12 protein-coding genes are annotated in these 21,934 nt (G+C 63.8%); 9 read left to right on the plus strand and 3 right to left on the minus strand.

The features are described 5' to 3' along the window. The first annotated feature begins 36 nt into the window (after positions 1–36). From ACX5I4_RS12360 to ACX5I4_RS12385, 6 genes are all read left to right on the plus strand, one after another. Positions 37–3,150: a PAS domain S-box protein gene (locus tag ACX5I4_RS12360; RefSeq protein WP_461836922.1), complete on the plus strand. Its 3,114-nt coding sequence runs from the start codon at positions 37–39 to the stop codon at positions 3,148–3,150. Positions 3,151–3,695: 545 nt separating this feature from the next. Continuing rightward, entirely contained in the window at positions 3,696–4,514 is an 819-nt protein-coding gene (locus tag ACX5I4_RS12365; RefSeq protein WP_461836923.1) for a hypothetical protein, read from the plus strand. Positions 4,515–4,783: 269 nt separating this feature from the next. Next, positions 4,784–7,969, plus strand: a complete 3,186-nt coding sequence (locus ACX5I4_RS12370; RefSeq protein ID WP_461838712.1) for an efflux RND transporter permease subunit — start codon at positions 4,784–4,786, stop codon at positions 7,967–7,969. Continuing rightward, positions 7,966–8,430 carry a hypothetical protein gene (locus tag ACX5I4_RS12375; RefSeq protein WP_461836924.1) on the plus strand — a complete coding sequence of 155 codons (465 nt, stop codon included), beginning with the start codon at positions 7,966–7,968 and terminating at the stop codon, positions 8,428–8,430. Before ACX5I4_RS12370 ends, ACX5I4_RS12375 begins: the two co-directional genes overlap by 4 nt. A 1-nt stretch (position 8,431) precedes the next feature. Continuing rightward, a complete protein-coding gene (locus ACX5I4_RS12380; protein ID WP_461836925.1) occupies positions 8,432–11,620 on the plus strand; it encodes an efflux RND transporter permease subunit in 3,189 nt (1,062 codons plus the stop codon). A 97-nt stretch (positions 11,621–11,717) separates the two neighbouring features. Then, complete coding sequence (locus tag ACX5I4_RS12385; protein ID WP_461836926.1) at positions 11,718–13,364, plus strand: HNH endonuclease signature motif containing protein; 1,647 nt, start codon at positions 11,718–11,720, stop codon at positions 13,362–13,364. Positions 13,365–13,408: 44 nt separating this feature from the next. On the opposite strand, the gene ACX5I4_RS12390 is transcribed toward ACX5I4_RS12385, so the two are convergent. The 3 genes from ACX5I4_RS12390 to ACX5I4_RS12400 form a co-directional block, all read right to left on the minus strand. Beyond that, positions 13,409–15,214 (minus strand): alpha/beta hydrolase family protein, encoded by a 1,806-nt coding sequence (locus ACX5I4_RS12390; RefSeq protein ID WP_461836927.1) that lies wholly within the window; start codon positions 15,212–15,214, stop codon positions 13,409–13,411. A 156-nt stretch (positions 15,215–15,370) separates the two neighbouring features. Then, positions 15,371–16,000, minus strand: coding sequence for a DUF4352 domain-containing protein (locus tag ACX5I4_RS12395; RefSeq protein WP_461836928.1), 630 nt, complete (start codon positions 15,998–16,000; stop codon positions 15,371–15,373). A gap of 46 nt (positions 16,001–16,046) precedes the next feature. Further along, a complete protein-coding gene (locus ACX5I4_RS12400; RefSeq protein WP_461836929.1) occupies positions 16,047–16,727 on the minus strand; it encodes a hypothetical protein in 681 nt (226 codons plus the stop codon). Between the two features lie 246 nt (positions 16,728–16,973). Here ACX5I4_RS12400 and ACX5I4_RS12405 point away from each other — a divergent pair, with 246 nt between their 5' ends. Genes ACX5I4_RS12405 through ACX5I4_RS12415 form a run of 3 tightly spaced genes read left to right on the plus strand, consistent with a single transcriptional unit; the run spans position 16,974 to position 21,849 of the window. Then, a complete protein-coding gene (locus tag ACX5I4_RS12405) occupies positions 16,974–19,031 on the plus strand; it encodes a helix-turn-helix transcriptional regulator (protein WP_461836930.1) in 2,058 nt (685 codons plus the stop codon). Then, on the plus strand, positions 19,031–20,659 hold the full coding sequence (locus ACX5I4_RS12410) for a class I SAM-dependent DNA methyltransferase (protein ID WP_461836931.1): 1,629 nt from the start codon (positions 19,031–19,033) through the stop codon (positions 20,657–20,659). Before ACX5I4_RS12405 ends, ACX5I4_RS12410 begins: the two co-directional genes overlap by 1 nt. Continuing rightward, positions 20,656–21,849, plus strand: coding sequence for a restriction endonuclease subunit S (locus ACX5I4_RS12415; protein ID WP_461836932.1), 1,194 nt, complete (start codon positions 20,656–20,658; stop codon positions 21,847–21,849). Before ACX5I4_RS12410 ends, ACX5I4_RS12415 begins: the two co-directional genes overlap by 4 nt. Positions 21,850–21,934 lie beyond the last annotated feature (85 nt).

The following is a 21,934-nucleotide window of genomic DNA, read 5'->3' on the forward strand; positions in this document are numbered from 1 at the left end:
GGCGGGCTTGTCATCTATTCAGCTCTGGGGGCCGAAATGACAAACGAAATGCGGCCGCTGGATCGCGTCGGATCTTATAGGGGCCTCGTTGAGGCCGTGCCGGATGCTTTGCTCTTGATCGACGAGGACGGCCAGATCACGTTCGGCAATGCCTACACAGAGCAACTCTTCGGCTACTCACGCAGCCAGCTGCTGGGCAGGCACTATGAGATGCTGCTTCCGGCGCGGTTCAAGGGCCACGGTGGCGCCATCCGAGACCTCTTTGCAAGTGATCCGGGAATACGCCGTGCGGGATCTGACCTGAAACTGTTCGGCCGTCACCGTGACGGCACCGAGTTTCCCATTGAGGTCAGCTTCGCTCCCCTCGGCGACGGACCCGGCATGCAGCTCGTCGCCTCCATCCGCGAAGTAAGTGACCGCAGCCGCGTTGACGCGGAACTCCGTGATGCCCTCTCCCTGCTCAGTGCCACCCTGGAGTCGACAGCGGACGGCATTCTGGTTGTCGCGGCAGACGGGACAATTGCGGGGGCGAACGAGCGCTTTGCCGAGTTGTGGGGCATCCCGGCGGATCTTCTGGAGTCCCACGACGACGGCCGGCTGCTGGGTTTCGTCCTGGATCAGCTCACGGATCCCGACGGCTTCATAGGCAAGGTCCAGGAACTGTACGCCGATCCGGGGGCGGAGAGCCTGGATATGTTGGAATTCCGTGACGGGCGGACGTTTGAGCGGTATTCCCGGCCCCAACTGGTCGGGGATGAAATCGTGGGACGGGTCTGGAGTTTCCGTGACGTCACTTCCCGGCAGCGCGCACAGGACCAGGCACGGGAGGCGCTCGCCCAAGTGGAGGGCCTGGCCGCCATCGTCGAGTCCTCGGCCGACGCGATTATCGGTATGACGCCCGAGGGCCTCATCACCAGCTGGAACCCCGGGGCCGAGAAACTGTTCGGATACACTGCCGCTGAAGCGATTGGGCACAACGTCCGGCTCCTCATACCGGACCACCTCCAGGCCGAGGACGAGGTGCTGGCCGCTGTCCAGAATGGCGGACAGGCCCGTAGCTTCGAGACAGACCGGGTGCGTAAGGATGGGTCCATCGTGCCCGTGTCCTTGACGGTCTCCCCGATCCGCGGAGAACACGGGGTTATCGGAATTGCGACCATCGGGCAGGACATTACCGCTCGTCGTGCCGCCGAAGCGGAACTGTTGGCAGCCCGGGAAGCAGCCTTGGAATCGAGCAGGTTGAAGTCCGAGTTCCTCGCGACGATGAGCCATGAGATCCGTACACCCATGAACGGAGTCCTCGGCCTGACAACGCTCTTGTTGGACACACCGCTCGATGAAGCACAGCGCAAATACGCCGAAGGGGTTCAGACTGCTGCCGGAGCTTTGTTGACCCTCATAAACGACATCCTGGATTTCTCGAAGCTGGAAGCGGGGAAAATCGACCTGGACATCACATCCTTCGATCCGCAATACCTGATGGAGGAAGTTGCCGCGCTCCTGGCCGAAGCGGCTCAAGGCAAGGGCCTGGAACTCATCGCGTACTGCCACCCCGATGTTCCCGCGCAGCTGGCCGGTGATGCAGGCCGGATCCGGCAGATCCTGTTGAACCTGGCTTCGAACGCCGTAAAGTTCACCGCGTCCGGTGAGGTAGCCATTCGGGTGAACGTCGAGGACCAGGACGCAAGAAGCGCGCTCGTGCGGTTCGAAGTCAGTGATACCGGTATCGGTATCGATCCCGCGGATCATCTGCGCTTGTTCGATTCGTTCTCCCAAGCGGATGCTTCAACCACCCGCCGGTACGGTGGAACCGGGCTGGGGCTGGCCATATGCCGGCGTCTGACGGAAGTGATGGGCGGAGAAATCGGTTTGACCAGTACCCCGGGTGAGGGAAGCACGTTCTGGTTCTCTCTCCGATTGCCGCTGGCTCATGAACCCGGGAGGCTTCCCGACCCTCCGGCCGCGGGCCTGCTGACCGGTCTGCGTGTGCTGGTGGTTGACGATAACGCCACCAACAGGTTCGTGTTGGAATCGCAATTGAACACGTGGGGGCTGCGGCTGGACGCGGTGGCCGACGCGCGCACGGCCCTCGACCGGTCGCGGACGGCAGCCGCCGCTGGGCAACCTTTCGACATTGCCGTGCTCGACATGTGCATGCCGGACATGGACGGCCTCGAGCTTGCCCACGAGCTTTCGAGCGACCCTGCCCTGCGGGGCATCCGGCTCATGATGCTGACGTCCGCGTCCCAGGTATCCAAGACCGATATGACTGATGCGGGAATCAGCGAATGGCTCACGAAACCCGTACGCGGCTCTGAACTCTACGACCGCCTGATGCGGCTGGTGGCTGGCAACCCAGCGACCGAACCAGCGTCCGCAGTTGCACGGCCGCCGAGGCCGGACAGACCTTCCCGTGGCCGGATTCTTGTGGTGGAGGACAATGAGGTGAACCAGCTCGTCGCCTGCGAAATGGTTGCCAAACTGGGCTACGAAGCCGAGGTAGCCGCCGATGGCGCCGAGGCTGTCTCCGCCATCGCCGCCCGCTCTTATGGGGCTGTGCTCATGGATTGCCACATGCCCGTCATGGACGGCTTCGAAGCCACCAGGAGCATTCGGGCACGGGAGAATCGCTCCGTGCGCCTGCCCATCATCGCCATGACCGCCGGAGCCCAGGACGAAGACCGCGAGCGCTGCCTCTCGGCCGGCATGGATGATTACCTCAGCAAACCAGTCGATCTGGCTGCCCTGGATGAAGCCCTGAAGCGGTGGGTTCCCCGCGGAGGCACTCCCGAGGCTGAAACGCCGGCGGTTGATCCGGGACGTCTCGCCGTTCTTCGTGAACTAGGTCCGGCGGACGGGCGTGGGCTCTTGCCCGCAGCTGCGGAAGCCTTCCGGCGGGGTGCCCCCTCCAGCGTAGCTGCCCTTCATCAGGCATTGGATGATGGCGGCGGGGTCGCACTCGAACAGGCAGCCCACACACTCAAGGGCGCAGCGGCCAATATCGGGGCCACCGGTGCTGCATCCCTGTGCCAGGAACTAGAGGATCTGGGGCGCAAGGACGGTGGTCAATCCGGTATCGGGCTGCTGACCCGGCTTCTTGCCGAGCTGGCACGGGTGGACGCGGAATTGGAGAACGCGCTGCTTACGTAGGGCTGTCCGTGTGTTTGGCCGCCTGTGCCAGGAAAACGAGTAGGCGGCACTCGTGCCTCAGGGCCGGGAAAGATGTTGAATTAACACAGGAACACATCCGCGGCTTGAGACAGACCAGCCGGCCCTCCGGGACCGGCATTGGACGGGGCCGACGGCGGGAGGGCCCCTGGAGCCCGGGGCTCGGGGCTCTCTACCCCAGACGCCGCCGGCCCCCCGGCTTGCCTAGGGAACCTCGCTAGCGCTAACCCTTCTGGGCCCTGGGCCCGCGGTAGGCAACGCCCGCCGATTAGACGGTAAGGGCGGTCTGTTCTTTTTCTGCGCCTGCCGGAGCACAATTACCTCATCGCCGGGTCACGTGAAAGGACACCGAGATGTTCCAGCCAAGTAAACGACTAGCAGCGTTGGGTTCCGCACTGGCGCTGTTTCTGGCAATGTCCGCCGTGGCGTCGTGTTCCGGGCCAAACGGTACGCCTTCCACGGCCACGTCAAAGGGGACGCCCACAGGGCCGACGTCGGCGTCAGCTTCGTCAACTGCTATCCCGACCATGACCTCGGACGCCGCAGAGCTCTGCGGAGCGGGGTCCGCCATCCACTTTGACCGCTCCGCCTTCCAATCGACGCCCAAGATAGACAACAAGTGGTTTCCGCTGAAGCCCGGCATGCAGTTCACGACGAAGGGCACGGTCAAGAGTGCCGATGGCACCTCCGAGCGCACGGTCGTCCACTCCGTGACCGGACTGACAAAGGTCATAGACGGCGTGAAGACCCTCGTGATGTGGGACCGGGACTACTTCGACGGGCAGCTGGTGGAGTCGGAGCTAGCCTTCTTTGCCCAGACGGAGAAGGGAGCGGTCTGGCTCTTCGGGGAGTACCCGGAAGAGTACGAAAACGGCACTTTCACCGGCGCGCCCCGCACTTTCATTCACGGCATTTCCAATGCCCAGGCAGGGATCGCCATGCAGGATCAGCCCCTGACCGGTACGCCCGGGTACGTGCAGGCCCATGCACCCGACGTGGGGTTCCTGGATTGTGGAACTGTCTTCAAGCAGCACGAGAGGGTATGCGTCCCCGCCGCGTGCTACGACGATGTGCTGGTCGTTGATGAGTACAACCCGCTGGAACCGTCTGTGGGCCACCAGCAAAAACTCTATTCAGCGGGCACGGGGCTGGTGAAAGTCGCAGCGGTTGGTGGTGTGGACCAGGAATCGTTGGACCTCGTCAAAGCGGAAGCGCTCGCAGACTCCAAGCTGAGTGAGATCAATCAGCAGGCACTGGAATTGGACGGGCACGCTTACCAGATCAGCGCGAGCGTTTATGGAACAACGCCCCGCGCGGAAGTTGCGACGCTGAGCTCCGGCGGCTAGAGAGCGCGCCTACCACTATCACTTATGAAAAGACGGAAAATTCCCTGTCATTATCCTGAGAATCCTTGCATGGAGCGTTGACCCGGGGTTTGCCCGAGGCTCATTATTGACGTACACGTCTGGGGGCGCTTTGGCACTGCTCCAAGGAGCCGCGTGGTGGACAGGTACCGGGGATCTAACGTTTCCAACGGGCACTTACCGGAAATTGATTCTGGAGTGTCTCCTCCCCGACGTGGTTTCTCCATCACTCCGGCGAGGTACCGGCCGTGATGGGCACGATCCTCCGGTGGGTACTCCAGTTCCGGCTGTTGGTCCTGGCATTGGCGGTGGGGATCCTGGGCTTCGGCTTCACGAGCCTGCCGGCCATGGCAGTGGATGCCTTCCCGGAATTCGCCCCTCCACAGGTTGAGATCCAAACTGAGGCCCTGGGGCTCTCCGCCGCGGAAGTCGAACAGCTGGTCACCTCCCCCATGGAAGCGGACCTGTTGAACGGCGTGGCCTGGGTGGAGTCCATTCATTCCAAATCCGTTCCGGGCCTTTCGTCCATCGAGATGGTGTTTAAACCGGGGACCGACCTTTTCCGGGCCCGCCAGCTTGTGTCTGAGCGTCTCACCCAGGCACGCGCGCTGCCAAACGTGTCTGCGGCGCCCGTCCTGATGCAGCCGCTCTCATCGACGAGCCGGGTCATGATGATTCGGCTGACTTCCAAAGGGATGTCGGCCATCGACATGTCTGTCCTGGCCCGCTGGACCATGAAACCCGGCATCCTGGCGGTGCCCGGCGTAGCGAACGTCGCTATTTGGGGCCTCCGCGACCAGCAACTTCAGGTTCTGGTGGATCCTGAGCAACTTGAGGCCAAGGGCGTAACGCTTGACGAGGTCATCGCTACCACGGGCAACGCCGTGTGGGTGTCCCCCTTGAGCTACCTCGAGGCGTCCACCCCCGGCACCGGCGGCTTCCTGGAGACCGCCCACCAGCGCCTCGGAGTTCAGCACGTCCTGCCGATCACCACGCCCCAGGATCTGGGCCAAGTCAGCCTTGAGGGGCCGGCCGGAAAGCTGGTGTTGGGCGATGTCGCCCGCGTCGTGACCGATCACCAGCCGCTGATCGGGGACGCACTTTCCGGCAAGGACGCCGAATTGCTGCTGGTCATCGAGAAGTTCCCGGAGACGAACACGAGTGATGTGACCCGAGGCATCGATGAGGCGCTCCATGCCCTCCAGCCGGGATTGTCCGGCGTCACGGTCGATACCACGGTCTACCGACAGGCTGCGTTCATCCAAGAAGAGGTCGGCACGCTCGGCGTAGCACTGCTTGTCTCCCTGCTGCTGATAGCCACCCTGTTTGGCGCGTTCTTCCGCTCCTGGCGGACCGCGGTCATCAGCCTGATTACCATTCCAGTCTCACTGACGGCGGCGGCATTGGTGCTTTATCTGAGAGGCACCGGGATGAACACCATGGTCCTGGCCGGTATGGTCCTGGCCTTGGCGGTCATCGTTGGCGACGTTGCCGAAGACCTCTACGGTGCAGTCCGCGCTAGAAGGGCTGGCGACGCGTCCGGCGTCGCGGAGTCGAGCGACACCTTGGTGACAGGATCCCTGCGGGCAGTGCGAACACCGATTCTCTACGCTCTCCTGATCATGGCGTTGTCTGTGCTGCCCGTATTCTTCGTCCCGGGCGAGGACGGAGCGCTTTTCGGCCCGCTGCTCCTTTCCTACCTGCTCGCGCTGGCTGTCTCGATGATCGTGGCGCTGACTGTAACCACTGCGCTGGTGTTCGTCCTGCCCGCCGGTCGGGCGACCCGACGGCAAGGACGCGCCCTGAACCGGGTTCAGAGGGGATACGGCCGCGCCCTGAGCCGGGTTCACAGCGGATACCGCCGGGCTCTGAGCCGTGTGGCGGGAAAAGCCCGCTGGGTGTTCGCGGGTGCCGCGGCCATCGCCCTCGCCGGACTCGCCCTCGCCCCCCAGCTGGCCACCGGTCACCCGACAGTGCCCGTTCTGCCGGACAAGACCCTCGTGGTGCAGTGGAGCACTATCGCTGGCACCTCGGATCAGGAAATGAGCAGGATCACTGATGCGGCCGCCCAAGAGCTCCGGGCACTGCCAGGTGTGACCAACGTGGGGGGACATGTCGGGCGCGCCATCACCTCGGACCAGGTGGGTGACATCAGTGCCGGGGAGCTCTGGGTAACAGTTTCTCCGGAGGCCTCCTACCGCGACACAGCAGCGGCCGTCCAGCGCGTAGTGGACGGGTACCCGGGGTTCACCAGCAAAGTCTCCACCTACGCGCAGCAGAAAATCGACCAGATCCGCGACGCCGCCGACGCCGGATTCACGGTGCGGGTTTACGGCCTGGACATGGCCACGCTCCGCCAGAAGGCAGACGAGGTGCGGCAGATCCTGGCCCAGACCAACGGCGTCCTCAACCCTCGTGTCGACGCGCCCGCCCAACAACCGATCGCCGAGGTCCAGGTTGATCTAGCCGCGGCCCAGAAGGCAGGGGTCATCCCGGGCGATGTCAGGCGCGCGGCCGCTGCCCTGTTGCAGGGAATCGAAGTCGGTAACATCTACCAGCAACAAAAAGTCTTCTCGGTGATCGTCAAAGGAACCCCGTCGACCAGGAGCAGCCTTACCAGCGTCCGCGAGCTTCTGATCGATACCCCCAGCGGTGGGCATGTACGCCTCGGCGACGTCGCCCACGTCAACATGGTCGGGAACGAGGCGGTCATCCTGCACGATGACACCTCGCGCCGCATCGATGTGAAGGCCGAAATTCAGGGGCGCCCACTCAACGACGTGCAACAGGACATCGAGAAGGGCCTCCAGCAGCTCCAGTTCCCGCTCTCGTACCATGCGGAAATCCTCACCCAGTACGCAGAGCAGCAGAATAGCGCCCGGTGGCTGTGGCTGCTGGCGGCGGTTTCTGCGGCCGGCATCCTTGTGCTTCTCCAGACGGCGCTGGGAAGCTGGCGGCTGGGCGCAGCGGTCTTCCTGGGCCTGATTCCGGCACTGTCCGGCGGGGTGCTCGCCGCCCAAATGACGGGCGGGATCAACTCCCTGGTCTCGCTGCCTGCTTTCTCCGCCGTCCTGGGCATCGCCGTGCGTGGTTCCATCCTGCTGATACGGCACGCCCGAAGCTTGCGGTCCGGGGACGGCGCGGCCTACGGACCCGCGCCCGTGGTTCGAGCCGCGCGGGACCGGTTGAACCCCGTGCTGATGTCGGCCCTGATGACGGCCCTTGCCTTGCTGCCGCTTGTGCTCTTGGGCGGCGTGGTCGGAACGGAAATCATCCAACCGCTCGCTGTCATCATCTGGGGCGGGCTGCTGACCACGACTCTTTTCCTGCTGTTTGTCTTGCCCGCGCTATTGCTTCGATTCGGCCCGGAACGGGCGCCTTGGCCCCCAACCCGGAACGATTCGCTGCTGCGGGCACAGAGCGAGGATGCACGATGAAAAAGCTAGCTTCCCAGCGGGGCCACGGCACCAAGGTCCTGATCGCTCTGGTGGTCGCCGCGTTCCTGACGCTGTCGCTGCCGGGCTGCTCCCAGCCGCAAGCCGAAGCCGTGCCTGCCGCAGACGCCCCGGCGACCCTGGAAGAAGTCCCGGGGACGGACCTGCACCGCATCACCCTGACGGAACGCGCCGTCGAACGGCTTGGGCTAAAAACCGGGGTGGCGGCGTCGGGTCCGCAGGGGAAGCTGACCGTCCCCTATGGGGCGATCCTGTACGACAGCCAGGGCAGAACCTGGGTCTACACAAACCCCGAGCTCCGTGTCTATGTCCGCCATGCAGTCAACATCGAGCGCATCGCCGGCGAGGCCGCCTTGCTGCGAGAGGGGCCGCCGGTCGGCACCGTGGTGGTAACACTGGGGGCCGAGGAACTGTTCGGCGAGGAATTCGATACGGCCCACTGAGATGCGTTGGATCATAGGCATCAGCCTCAAATTCAGGACGGTGGTTGTTGCGCTGGCCTGCGCGGTGATGCTGTTGGGCTCCGTACAGTTGAGCTCGGCGTCCATCGATGTCTTTCCGGAATTCGCGCCCCCACGCGTGGAAATCCAGACGGCCTGCCTGGGCCTGACCGCGCAGGAAGTGGAAGAGCTGGTCAGCGTCCCGATCGAGGCTTCACTGAGCGGCATGCCCGGCCTGGATGAGCTGCGTTCCAAGTCCGTCCCCCAGCTGTCCTCGATCGTGCTTGTCTTCAAACAGGGTACCGATCTGCTGAACGCACGCCAGCTGGTCTCGGAACGGATGGCGGCAGTGACCTCTGCGCTGCCCACCTGGGCGGCTCCGCCGGTCATGCTGCAGCCCTTGTCCTCGACGAGCCGCGTGATGAAGATCGGCATGACCTCCTCCAACCGGTCCCTGATCGAGATGTCCATGCTCTCCTACTGGACGATCCGCGCCCGGTTGCTCCGGGTGCCGGGGGTGGCCAACGTCGCAATTTGGGGTGAACGGCTCCAGATGCTGCAGGTCCAGGTGCAGCCGGACCGGCTCAAGGCGGAAAACGTATCGCTCAACGAGGTCATGGAAGTCACCGCCGGAGCCGTGGACGCCGGCCTGCTGAAGTACTCCCCCGGCCGGTTCATCGGCACAGGCGGCTTCATCGACAGTCCGAACCAGAGAATGGGCGTCCAGCATGTCCAGGCGGTTTCGAGCCCCGCGGACTTGGCGCAGGTCACTATCAGGGAAAAGGACGGCGTCGCGCTGCACCTTGGCGACGTTGCCAAGGTCGTGGAGGACCACCAGCCGCTCATCGGTGACGCGGTCATCAACAACGGGCACGGGCTCATGCTCATCGTCGAAAAGCTTCCCTGGGGAAACACCCTCGATGTGACCAAGGGAGTTGAGGATGCCCTCCGCCAACTCCAGCCAGGGTTGAGTGGAATCACCTTTGACACCACCATCTTCCGTCCGGCGAGCTTCATCGAGGAGGCGATTTCCAACCTCAGCCTCGCACTGCTCCTGGGCTGCCTGCTGGTCGTCATGATCCTCGGTGCGTTCCTCTTTCAGTGGCGCACAGCGCTGATCAGTCTCGTAGCCATTCCGCTCTCCCTCCTGACGGCGGCGCTCGTGCTGTACTTCACGGCGAGCTCCATCAACACCATGGTCCTGGCGGGGCTGGTCATCGCGGTGGGTGTGGTCGTCGACGACGCGATCATCGACGTCGAAAACATCATGCGCCGGCTCAGGCAACACCGGGCCCTGGGCGGAGAGGAATCAACGGCCTCGGTGGTGCTCAGGGCCTCCTTGGAAATGCGAAGTCCCATTGTCTACGCGACGTTGATCATCGTCGTCGCAGCCCTTCCCATTTTCTTCCTCGACGGACTGACCGGTGTCTTTTTCCGGCCACTGGCTGTGTCCTATACCTTGGCCGTCCTCGCCTCAATGCTGGTCGCACTGACGGTGACACCGGCGCTGGCCCTGATTCTGCTGGGCAATGCGAAACTGGAGCAGCGCGATCCTCCCCTGGTCCGGGTGCTCAAACGCGGATACCACGCCGCCTTGTCCCGGACCATGAATCGGCCCCGCTACGGCTACGCCGGCTTCGGGGCTGTCGCACTGGCGGGCCTTGCGATCGCTCCCCTGCTGGGCCAATCCTTGTTTCCCACCTTCAAGGAACGGGACTTCCTGATGCACTGGGTCTCAGAGCCCGGCACATCGGCAGCAGAGGAATACCGCATCTCACAGAGGGGCTGCGAGGAGCTCCTCAAGGTGCCCGGCGTCCTGAACTGCGGAACACACATCGGGCAGGCCTTCACCGCAGACGAGATCGTCGGTGTCAACGCCGGCGAAAACTGGATCAGCATCGACCGCCACGCCGACTACGAAAAAACAGTGGCAGCTGTCCAGACGGTTGTCGACGGCTACCCGGGCCTGCACCGCGACGTCCAGACCTATCTGAAGGAGAGAATCGAAGAGGTCCTGACCGGCGCCAGCGAACCGATCCTGGTCAGGGTCTACGGGGATGACCTGAACGTGCTGCGGGACCAGGCCCAAAGGGTCAAGACAATTCTTGACCACATCCCGGGTACCGATGAACCCCACGTGTCCCTCGAGGTCGAGGTGCCGCAGATTACAGTCAAGGTGGATCTTGCCGCGGCGCAAAAGTACGGGCTGAAACCCGGCGACGTCAGGCGGGCAGCCGCGACACTCGTGGCCGGGGAAGAGGTCGGCGACGTCTTCCGGGACGGACGTGCCTATGACGTGCAGGTCTGGAGCACACCGGAGACCCGCGCCAGCGTCACCAGCATCGAAGAATTGCCGCTTGACACCCCCAGCGGACAGCGTGTCCGGCTGGCCGACGTCGCCGCTGTCAGTGTGCAGCCGACACCCAACCTCATTGACCGCACCAACGGATCCCGCCGCGTCGAGGTCGGTTCCTTTATCGACAAGGGGGCGGACCTCGGGACCGTTGTCCGCAAGCTACAGGAACGCCTCGAAGATTTGGACCTGCCGCCCGGCTACAGCGTCCAGCTCCTCGGTGAGTACACGGAACGCGAGGCGGCCACCGAACGCCTGACGATCTTCGCCACCGCGGCGCTTGCCCTGATCTTCCTGTTCCTGCAGGCATCGTTCCGGAGCTGGCGGCTGGCCCTACTCGCGCTGCTGACACTGCCGATAGCCCTGGTCGGCGGGGTGTTCGCCGCCTATATCACTGGCGGGGTCCTCTCCCTCGGCTCACTCGTCGGGTTCCTCACTGTCATGGGCATCGCAGCCCGCAACGGCATCCTGCTCATCAGCCACTGCCAACACTTGGAAAGGAACGAGAACGAAGCCTTCAGCCGCGCCCTCGTTCTGCGCGGAGCAGCGGAACGGCTTTCCCCGATCCTCATGACCACCTTGGCTACCGGACTTGCCCTCGTGCCCTTGGTGGTGATGGGCAATATCCCGGGCCATGAAATCGAACACCCCATGGCCGTGGTCATTCTGGGCGGACTCGTCACGTCCACCCTGCTCAATTTGTTCATTGTTCCCTCGCTCTACCTCCGCTTCGCAAAAGCAGCGTCCCGGGGCGCGGCTTCGGGTCGGGCGCGGAGGGGACTCACGGTCCTTTTCCGGGGATTCAGGCGTATGGTTCCTAACCGGGCGGACGGAACCTAGTCGGCTCGGCGCCTTCTGGTTGAGGCGCGCTGGTTCAGTCGCGCACCAACCCCGGCAGCGGCACTATATTGTCGGTGCCTCCTGCGATGCTGTGGGTATGGATGGAAGGACAGCGTGGAGCGCGGACAGCAGGGCGGCCGCGGAGGCCGTTACCGCGTCCGCTGCCGCGCTGGCCGCCTTCACCGGGGACGCTGTTTCCTCCGAAAGCACCGACCCGCTGCGGGATCTGGCGGATGATTGCCTGGACGGCCTCGCCGAAGTCGCCCGGCTGGAAGCCCGGACCGCCGCGCTGAAGGCGAAGCTCGCCGCGGAATATGTCCAGGCAGCCACGGCCCTGGCGGCACCGGCCACCTCACCGCAGGAGTCCACCGCCCAGGAGCTAGCCCTGATCGCCGAGGTGGCCTGCGTCCTGACCGTCAGCGAACGGACCGCCGCGGCCTTCCTCTCCGAAAGCCAGGCCCTGACAACCTGGCTGCCGCTGACACTGGCCGCCCTTCAGTCCGGGACGATCTCCTGGCAGCACGCCCGGATCATCGTCGACGAAACCGGCGGCCTGGATCCCGCCGGAGCAGCCGGCCTGGAAGCGCACTTCCTGGACCCCGACGCACCCAGCCCCGCCCGGGGCTGCCCGGCCGGGGACCTCGTCCCGTCCCGGTTCCGCACCAAGGCACGCATCTGGCGCGAACGCCACCACCCCGTCAGCATCGAAGAACGCCACACCACCAAAGCCCGGGACCGGCGCGTCGAATACCACCCCGACCGCGACGGCATGGCCTGGCTCTCCGCCCACCTCCCGGCAGACACCGCCGCCGGGATCTGGGAACGGACCACCGCCGCCGCCCGCGCGCTCCAGGGCCCCCACGAGACCCGGACCCTCGCCCAGCTCCGCGCCGACATCACCGCCACCTGGCTCCTCACCAACCACACCGGCACCAACAACACCGACGGAATGCCCGACGGCGGCACGGGAGCCAGCGGGGCGGGGCTGAGCGGTGCGGGAGCCGACGGCGGTGCGGGAACCGGCGGCGTGGAACCGGGGCGCGTTCCGTCCCCGAGGGCGCAGGTCCTGGTCACCGTCCCCGTCCTGTCCCTGCTGGGCGCCACCGAGGAACCGGCCGTGCTGGACGGGCACGGGCCGATCCCGGCCTCCATGGCCCGCCGGCTCATCGCCGACGGCGCCGACTCCTTCCACCGCGTCCTGACCGCCCCCCGCGACGGCGCCCCGCTGGAAATCGGACGCACCAGCTACCGTCTCACGAAAGCCCAGCGTCAATGGCTCCGGCTCCGCGACGGCAAATGCCCCTTCCCCGGCTGCAACAACCACTCCCTGGACAACGAAGCAGACCACCTCCTGGCCTGGGCCGACGGCGGCACCACCGGCATCTCCAACCTCGGCCAACCCTGCCCCAAACACCACCGCCTCAAACACCACTCCGGATGGAGCCCCACCCAGGCCAGCAAAGACCACCCACCGGGCTGGACCTCACCCTCACAACGGCACTACCCCAGCGAACACCAGGACTGGGAACCACCCCACTGGCCACACCACCTACAGGTCACCGACACACAACCGGACCAAAACCCGCCCGGGAATCCCGAACCCGTACTGCCCCCGGACCCCTTCCCCGACTGGCACGCCTTCGCGGCCGCACACCCATGGCCCGGCACCGATCCGGACGATCCAGGCCGGCCCGCGCCCCCGAACGGCCCGGCAACGGAATACGGCGCGTTGCAGGGCGCATGACTCACGGAACAAACATTCAACCAAAGGACACGGGGCCCGCCGCTTCAGTCCGTCTCGTCGGCAGTATTGGGAGAGACGCCTGGCTCGAGGCCGTTGTCTCTCAAATACTTCAGTGCACGCTCGATGGCTTCGATCTTCCGCTTCAACTCCTTGATTGCCGGTGCTGATTCGTCGGAAAACTCGTCGAGCCTCTCATGTTCACGCCGTACCTCGATCTCAGTCTCAACCAGGTTTTTCCATACGGCACGATCCTGCTCGAGGTGTTGCCGTTGCTGCAGAATTGCCACCGTCAGTTGGCGAGTAACGACGGCTTCCAGAGTTTCAGCGCTGGTTCCGGGGCTGGCAAGACTGAAGGCGATGCCCCCGCCACCAGCCGTGATGAGGGTTCCCGCTGTCAGAAGGCCCCCGATCATACCGCCGGGCCCAAAGGCGGCCAGTGCGCTGGTGATCGCTGCGGCTCCGGCAAGACCGGCGCCAGCCGCAAGCGCAAGGCCGCCCGTCGCTACGACAATCGCAGCCGCGCCCACACCCAGTGCACCCCACTTTTTCCAGTTCACTCCGAGGCCGCTACTCAGTGCATCCTGCGCACTCTTGGCGGCCGCGAAAACATCAGCGCCGTACTGACTCCCCAGCCCCATCTCGGCGGTGAGATCCTCCATGGCTCCCTGCAGCTTGTCCTTCGAGACCGAGATTTCGAATGGTCGAATGACGTTCTCGGCCGCGAGAATCGTCAAGGGGACCACAGCCTCATCCTTCGTCATATGACGCGCCGGGAGCGGCTCGGGCACAGTCGCTTGCGGATCGGAGAGATCGAATGCGAGGCGTGCGATCGCCGAGGGCGTCGCTCGACCCTCGTTTGCGTTCCGTCTCCTGATACCTTCGACGGCGGTCGCTTGCACCTGTCGGAGCGCGCCTGCGTAGCGATCCTGTTGGTCACCCTCCAGCCTCAGCTTGGTGAGGTGCGCGTACCGCAGCGCCAGGAGAGTGAGCGTTTCTGCGCTATCCAAGGGGATGTCGAGACCCTCGTCGATAACCGCGATCTCCTGTGATCTGGACCCGAACAGCGCGAAGCCGATGGCCGCTGCCACGGCGTCATTGGCGAGGTAGTCCACCGCGTAATGGGCGTAGAGGCCCACAGCTTTTGTCCGAATCCGAAAGTCGAGTATCCAGGGGAAGACAGATGACACGCCGCGTTGGGCCGCGACGGGGTCAAAGCTATTCCAGACGTTCACCCACCATGCAAGGTTTGTCGGCGGCTCCTTCAAAGTCTCTCGGAGTTTGTCGACGTCGAAGTTGCCGTTCGCCAGAGGGCTCCCGATGGTCACCATGCCGGTGACATCGAGGCCGATCGGCAATCGACGCACGAGGTCGGCGGCGATGACGGAGCCGAGGCTGTGGCCAACAATCACGAGCCGCCCCGACTCGGGAAGCGTCTTGAGGATGCGGGTTAGGACTTGAGCGCGAATCTGAGGTTTGTTCATGTAGTTCCGCGCTTGCGTGAATGCGGGCAGTCCGACGGCAAGATTGATGACGGCGTCACCACCCAGCAGACCATTACCCCGATCATGCCGTCCCAGTCTGAACTCGATGGCTCCGATGCGTCGCTCGAAGTCTCGGCGGTTCTTCTTGGCCGCCTCGCGAGGAGGCTGTTTGATCGTCAAGCCTGGCAGCGGCTCCTTGGCGTCCGAACCCCTTAGCGCGTGCGCATACTTGGGCGCGATCACTCGCACGGTGTCGAGATCGGGATAGCCAAGGCGTACCAGGATCTCTGTGAGCTGGACCCTCCAGTTGTCATCTTGGTCGCCGTCTCCAACGCCATGCAAGAACAACAAGATCGGTTCGTTCGACAAGAAAACTCCATTCGTCGCCACTTGGGCATCGAGGGCTGGACGCCCAAGGCTTCCTGGTAAGGATAGCCATTCAACTCGGAACTGCTTGCGACGGACTCCGTCCGTTACCCGCAACGTCAAGCTGCGGGTACAGGAGGACATCGCTCCCCAGCCGACCTAGCCCGGAATCTGAATCCGTGCCGCTTCCTGCATGAGCGGGTTGGAGATCATCACGGTCGAAGCACCCGGCGCAATATCGAAGGCGATGAATCCGCGAGTCTTGTCACCTGACAGGATGTCTCCGGAGGCCAATTGGTTGTCAGCGAAGAGGTTGAGATCGGCCTTGCGCCCGTTGGCGTCCTTGGCTGAGAAGTAGAACGGATTCGAGCTGGTCTTGCCAGCCTCCGTTTCCCACAGAACATCGAGGAGCAGGTAGCTTCCGCTCTTTGCCGGGGTAGCGAACGCCGTGGTGCTCACACTCTGCGTCCGGACGGCCGAAACAATCGTGATCTTCGCGACGTTGCCGTTGCCCATCTTGACACTGAACGGGACGCCGACGGCGGGCACTGCGGCCGCCGCGGGTGGAGCGATCGGTGAGGCAGCTGCCTGAGCCGGCGCTGCCGAAGACGCCGCTGCGGACGAGGCCGGGCTTGCGTCTCCGGCTTGCTTGGCTGCGCCGGAGCAGGAGCCGAGCGCAATGCCGACTACCAGAACACCTGCGGGGATCAGGAAACGCTTCCTCTTGAAGAACGGGCGGGGCGCGGTGGCCGGGGTCTCGACGACGGGCGCCTGAGGAATCTGGTTCATTTGGGTAATGCCTTTCTAGGGTTAGCGAATGATGTGCAAGGGAGTGCTACTGCTTTTCCCATTTGCCGCATCGGGTTGAGTTGAAGTCTTGACCGGCGGACAGGTTCACCACAGGGCGGCCTCCGCCGGGAATGTCGTTCTCGATGATCTGGCTGCCGTTCGTTCCTGACTGGTAAATGCCCCAATAGCAGGTGGATCCCACGACCGCCGCTGCACGGTAGGTGCCAGGCTCGATGTCCTTGCCTACCGTCCAGGTGCCATCGCCGACCGTGTTGGCCGCCTTGGTCTTCTCAGCGGCCGTCACCGCGTCTTCCCGCTGCTTGACGGCGACTTCGTGTGCCTTGGCCGCCGCTTCGGCCTTGCCGACTTCGGTTTCGCGCGACGTGACTTTGGCCTCACGGGCTGTGATCCCGTTCTGGAGTACGTCGTACTTGGATTTCATCGAGTCGTAACTGGACTTGGCCGAATCACGCTCGCCTTCCATCGTGGACTTTTCCCGTGCGAGCGCACCATAGGCGTCGCTCGTTTTGGGATCCGGCAGTGTGGTTCCGAAGGCGACGCCCCCCGCCAAGAGCGCGACGGTGGCAACCGCGAGCCAAATCCGCTTCTTGCGTGCGGGTCTGGGCTTCTCGGGAGTCTGACCCTCGGGGTTCCCTCCGTCATTGCCTTCAAGGTCAGCGCCTTCGAGCTGCGGCCCTTCGTCCTTGCTGGAGTCGTTGTTCTTCATGTCTTCTTCCTTTGCTGGAGTGAGCAGTGGGGTGGCTGCTGGACGGCGGCGGGATGCCAGTCCCCCAATGCGTGGTTCCCCGCCGCCGTCGCAGCCCCGGAAGATCCCTTCGTAGCTGCAGAACGAAACTATGTCTCCCAGTCACTCGTCGGGCACAAGGACGCTGATAACCCCCGTTATCAGCACTTCACGGGATAAATCGCCCAATCCCGCTAGGCTGAGGGTCGACGTCGTAAGGAGGCGGAAGTGAACGAATCAGCAGCCCTGCTCATGAACCTTTCGGATGTCGCCTCCTTGGCGCAGGTGCAGCGGCCGGTCGTTTCCATGTGGCGCAAGAGGAGCGCTGGATCGGCTCTGCCATTTCCGGACCCTGTAGCGCTTGAAGGCGGCCGTGAGGTGTTCGACGCCGACCAGGTCGCCGCTTGGCTTGCCGCCACCGGACGGGGCAACAACCCTGAGGCCCTCAACGACGTCGCGGCCTTCGCGAAGATGCCCCTAAGCTTCGGCGCCCACGGAAGCACGCTCGACGCTCTCACCGCCCTGCTAACCCTGAAGGCAATGACTGGCACAGCGCTGGGGCAGCTGACCCCTGATGAACTGCTGGACGTGGCGGATGAGTGCGACCCCGATGACATGTTCCTGTACTCGGAGCTGGAGGCCATGGGCCCTTCACTTGCTTCCACGGCGGCGTTTGCGGACCGGTTGGTGGATAGTGCCTACAACGCGCCGGCGGCCTTCGAGCAACTGCTGGAGGCTCGTTTCCGGGCGGGGCTTCGGGAACATTCGGAGACGGCCCTCACCGACCCTGCCCTCGCACTGGTTGCCAATGCTGCGGTCGAACTGGCTGCCACGCTTGATGGGAACACGGTGTTTGCGGACACCACGCGCGGTAGCAGCGACCTCCTAATCGGCGTCGTGCAAGCGTCCGGCGAGGATGCTCCTGTTACCTTTCTGACAGCGGACGACGACGGCGGTGCAGGCCGCCTGGCGCGTCGCCGCCTGCGGGTGCACGGCGTGGACCGGGAGCAGATCCGTGTCGACGCCAGCGGCGAGTTTGCCGTCGATGGAGCTGTGGTCCATGTGGCTCAGTACCCGTCCCCTGGCCAACCGGGCATGGACGACTCGCAGATTCTCTCGGCGGTGGAACACCTTGCCTTGCAGATGGACGATCAGCAGCGGGCGGTCATCATCGCGCCGGCACGGGTTCTCTGTGATGTGCCGCTGTCCGCCGCTGCCGCGGGCGTCCGTTCCGGGATTCTGCGAACCGGCCGTGTGCGCGCCATCGTGCGGCTACCGCAGGGACTGTTGCGATCCAAACCCCGCGAAGCCCAGGCGTTGTGGGTGCTGGGGCCTTCGTTCGCTGAAGTGCCGATTGCCGAGCGCTGGACCATGGTGGCGGACCTCAGCACCCGGGATCTGACAGAAGACGTCGGTCAGGACCTCATCAGCGATATCGTCGCATCGATGGGCGACCGTTCAACCATCCGCGCCCACTCGTTCCGCTTCGCCCGACTGGTACAGACACGTCTCCTGCTGGCCAACAAGAAGTCTTTGGTGGGAGCCCCAACGCGCAGTTCGACGCCGAGCCCAAGCAGCGCGGAGGCTGCTCTTCGTGCGGAGGAACTCGCGCGCCTGCTGTGGTCCAGCAGACCTGAACTATCGGACCACTTGACAGTGCTTCCAGGAAATCCGAACGCGACGGCTCAGCCCGCCTCCGTCCAGGAACTCATCACCGGCGGCAACCTCAAATACATCAAAGGGAGCCGACTGGAGGATGCGGACCTGAGGGCAAGTGGCGGGACGCGAGTCCTGCGCCCCGACGATCTCCTCAACCCGCATACCGCAACACCCCGTTACCTCAACCTCTTGGACTTCGCCGCCAACTACCCTTCAGCCCGGCTCACCGAGCCCGGCGACGTCGTCTTCTGCACCAGCCCCCGGCCCGCGGCGATAGTCGACACCCAAGGCGGCTCCGCCGTCGTATTCCCTGCCCGAGTGCTCCGAATCGACCCGGCTGACCCGGGTGGGCTACTAGCCCACGTCGTCGCCGCGGACATTAACAGACTCCCCGCAGCTGACAAGTCCTGGCGCCAGTGGCGCCTGCGCCGCGTCCCCGACGCCCAGCGCAAGAGGCTGTCCGATTCCCTCGCCGAGCTGCAACACGAACAGCAGCAAGCCCGCGAACGCCTCAAGCGCCTGGAAGAACTCGCTACCCTGATTACGGACGGCGTAGCGGGCGGAAGCCTCACCCTGACAGACCCCAGCACCAAGCTCGCCGGACCACAAACCGAAGGAACCCGATAATGCCCCCGAAATTGAAGGTGGACCTCGCCCCGTCCACCATGAAGGAACTCAAGGACACACTCTGGAAGGCCGCGGACAAACTGCGCGGCTCCATGGATGCCTCCCAGTACAAGGACGTGATCCTCGGCCTGGTGTTCCTCAAGTACGTTTCGGACGCTTTCGAAGAGCGCCGCGGGCAGATCCAAGCCGAACTAGAAGCGGAGGGGCTCAACGAAGAGCAAATCGCCCAGCTCATCGACGACGTGGACGAGTACACAGGCCGCGGCGTGTTCTGGGTTTCGCCGAGGGCACGCTGGAGCTATCTTGCCGAGAACGCCAAGGGCCTCGCTGCCGCTATGGGGGAAGCACCGAAGTCCGTCGGACAACTTATCGATGAAGCCATGGATCTGATCATGGGAAGCAACCCCAGCCTCGCCGCCACTCTCCCCCGCATCTACAACCGGGACAACGTGGACCAGCGCCGCCTCGGCGAGCTGCTGGATCTGTTCAACTCAGCCCGCTTCACCGGCCAGGGCGCCAGCAAGGCCCGCGACCTGCTCGGCGAGGTCTACGAGTACTTCCTGGAGAAGTTCGCCAAGGCCGAGGGCAAGCGTGGCGGCGAGTTCTACACCCCCGCCGGTGTTGTCCGCGTGCTCGTGGAGGTCCTCGAACCGCACCGCGGCCGCGTCTACGATCCCTGCTGCGGTTCGGGCGGCATGTTCGTCCAGGCCGAGAAGTTCCTGGCAGCCCACAACATGGAAGGCTCGGACATTTCCGTCTACGGCCAGGAGCTCAACGAGCGCACCTGGCGGATGGCCAAGATGAACCTCGCCATCCACGGCCTCAACGCCAACCTCGCCTCCCGCTGGGGCGACACCTTCGCCCGAGACCAGCACCCCGAACTCAGCGGCAACAACGGTGCAGATTTCATCATGGCCAACCCTCCCTTCAACATCAAGGATTGGGCCCGCTCCGAATCCGATCCCCGCTGGAAATACGGCGTGCCCCCGGCCGGCAACGCCAACTACGCCTGGATCCAGCACATCATCTCCAAGCTCGCCCCCGGCGGTAGCGCGGGCGTGGTCATGGCCAACGGCTCCTTGTCTTCCAACTCCGGCGGCGAGGGCGAGATCCGCGCCCAGCTCGTCGAGGCCGATCTTGTGTCCTGCATGGTCGCGCTTCCCACCCAGCTGTTCCGCAGCACAGGCATCCCGGTCTGCACCTGGTTCTTCGCCAAAGACAAGACGGCTGGTAAGAACGGCTCAGTGGACCGCACCGGGCAAGTGCTGTTCATCGACGCGAGGAACCTCGGCTACATGGTGGACCGCGCCGAACGCGCCCTGTCCGATGAAGACATCGCCAAGATCGCCAACACCTACCACGCCTGGCGCGGAACGGCTTCGGCTGTTGAGGCTGGCCTGACGTACGACGACGAAGCCGGCTTCTGCTACTCGGCCAGCCTTGAGGAGGTCAAGTCTGCTGACTATGCCCTGACGCCCGGACGGTATGTCGGCGCGGCTGAAATTGAGGACGACGGCGAGCCGATCGAGGAGAAGATTGCGCGGCTGACCAAGGAGCTGTTCGAACAGTTCGAGGAGTCTGAGCGGTTGGCTCAGGTTGTGCGGGAGCAGTTGGGGAGGGTCTCGTGACTAAGACTGAAACTCTTGGACAGATCATCCAGGAACACGGTGGCTCAATAAAGACCGGTCCTTTCGGTACGACGCTAAAGGCTAACGAGTATTCCGAAACGGGCGTTCCGATCATTTCAGTTGGTGAAGTCGGTTACGGTTCGCTGAGCCTGAGAAAGGAAACTCCGTGCGCGCCCGTCGAAGTGACGAAGCGCCTGCCCGAATATCTACTCGAGCCCGGCGATATCGTATTCGGTCGAAAGGGCGCAGTCGACCGAAGCGCTTGGGTAAAGGAATCAGAGAGTGGCTGGTTTTTAGGATCAGATGGTATTCGGCTGCGACTGCCGTCCTCGGTGGACTCCCGCTTTGTCGCCTACCAACTTCAAAGTGAGACGACAAAGACTTGGCTCCTACAGCATGCTTCGGGGTCGACCATGCTTTCCCTTAACCAGAAAATACTGGAAAGAGTCCCACTGACTCTTCCAGAATTTGATGAACAGCGGGCGATTGCGGACGTCCTTGCGGCCCTCGACGCTAAAATCGCAGCCAACGCCAAACTGGCGGATGTCTCGGAGCACTTGGCGGTCACCCTGCTATCGCAGTTGAAGTCCACGGTTGCACTCTCTGGAGTTGTCAGGCACCACAAGAAGTCCAGGAATCCCGAGCTGATCGGAACGGCAAAGGTCGCTCACTTTAGCCTCCCCGCATTCGATGCGGTTCGCCAGCCAGAACTCACGCCCCCCACCGTCATCAAAAGTTCAAAATTTACGATTGACCAACCGTCGGTGCTCGTATCGAAGCTCAACCCCCGGTTCCCAAGGGTTTGGGACGTTCCGAAGGTTCTGAGCATTCCAGCCCTCGCATCCACGGAATTTCTGGTCCTCGAACCGCTCTTCTCATCCACTACTTTCTTGTGGGCAACGCTTTCTCAACCGGCCTTCGGGATGGCATTGGAATCAAAGGTGGCAGGCACCTCAGGGAGCCACCAAAGGGTGAAGCCGACAGACCTCTTGGATACCCCGGTGCTAGATCCGAGGGGCGTACCGGCAAGCCTGCGCGATCAGGTCACAGACCTCGGGGGTCGAGGGGCTCAGGCTCGCACCGAAAGCAGCTTCCTCACGGCAATTCGTGACGCGCTCCTCCCCCAGCTCATGTCCGGCAAACTTCGCGTCAAGCACGCTGAGAAGATGCTGGAGGAAGCGGGAGTATGAGGTCGGACGGGTTGATCTGAACCAACGCTTCCGACGAAGCAGAACTTGCCGAACATTTCAGAATGACATCCGGTCAACCAAGGGG

This window comes from Arthrobacter sp. MMS24-S77, assembly GCF_054888235.1.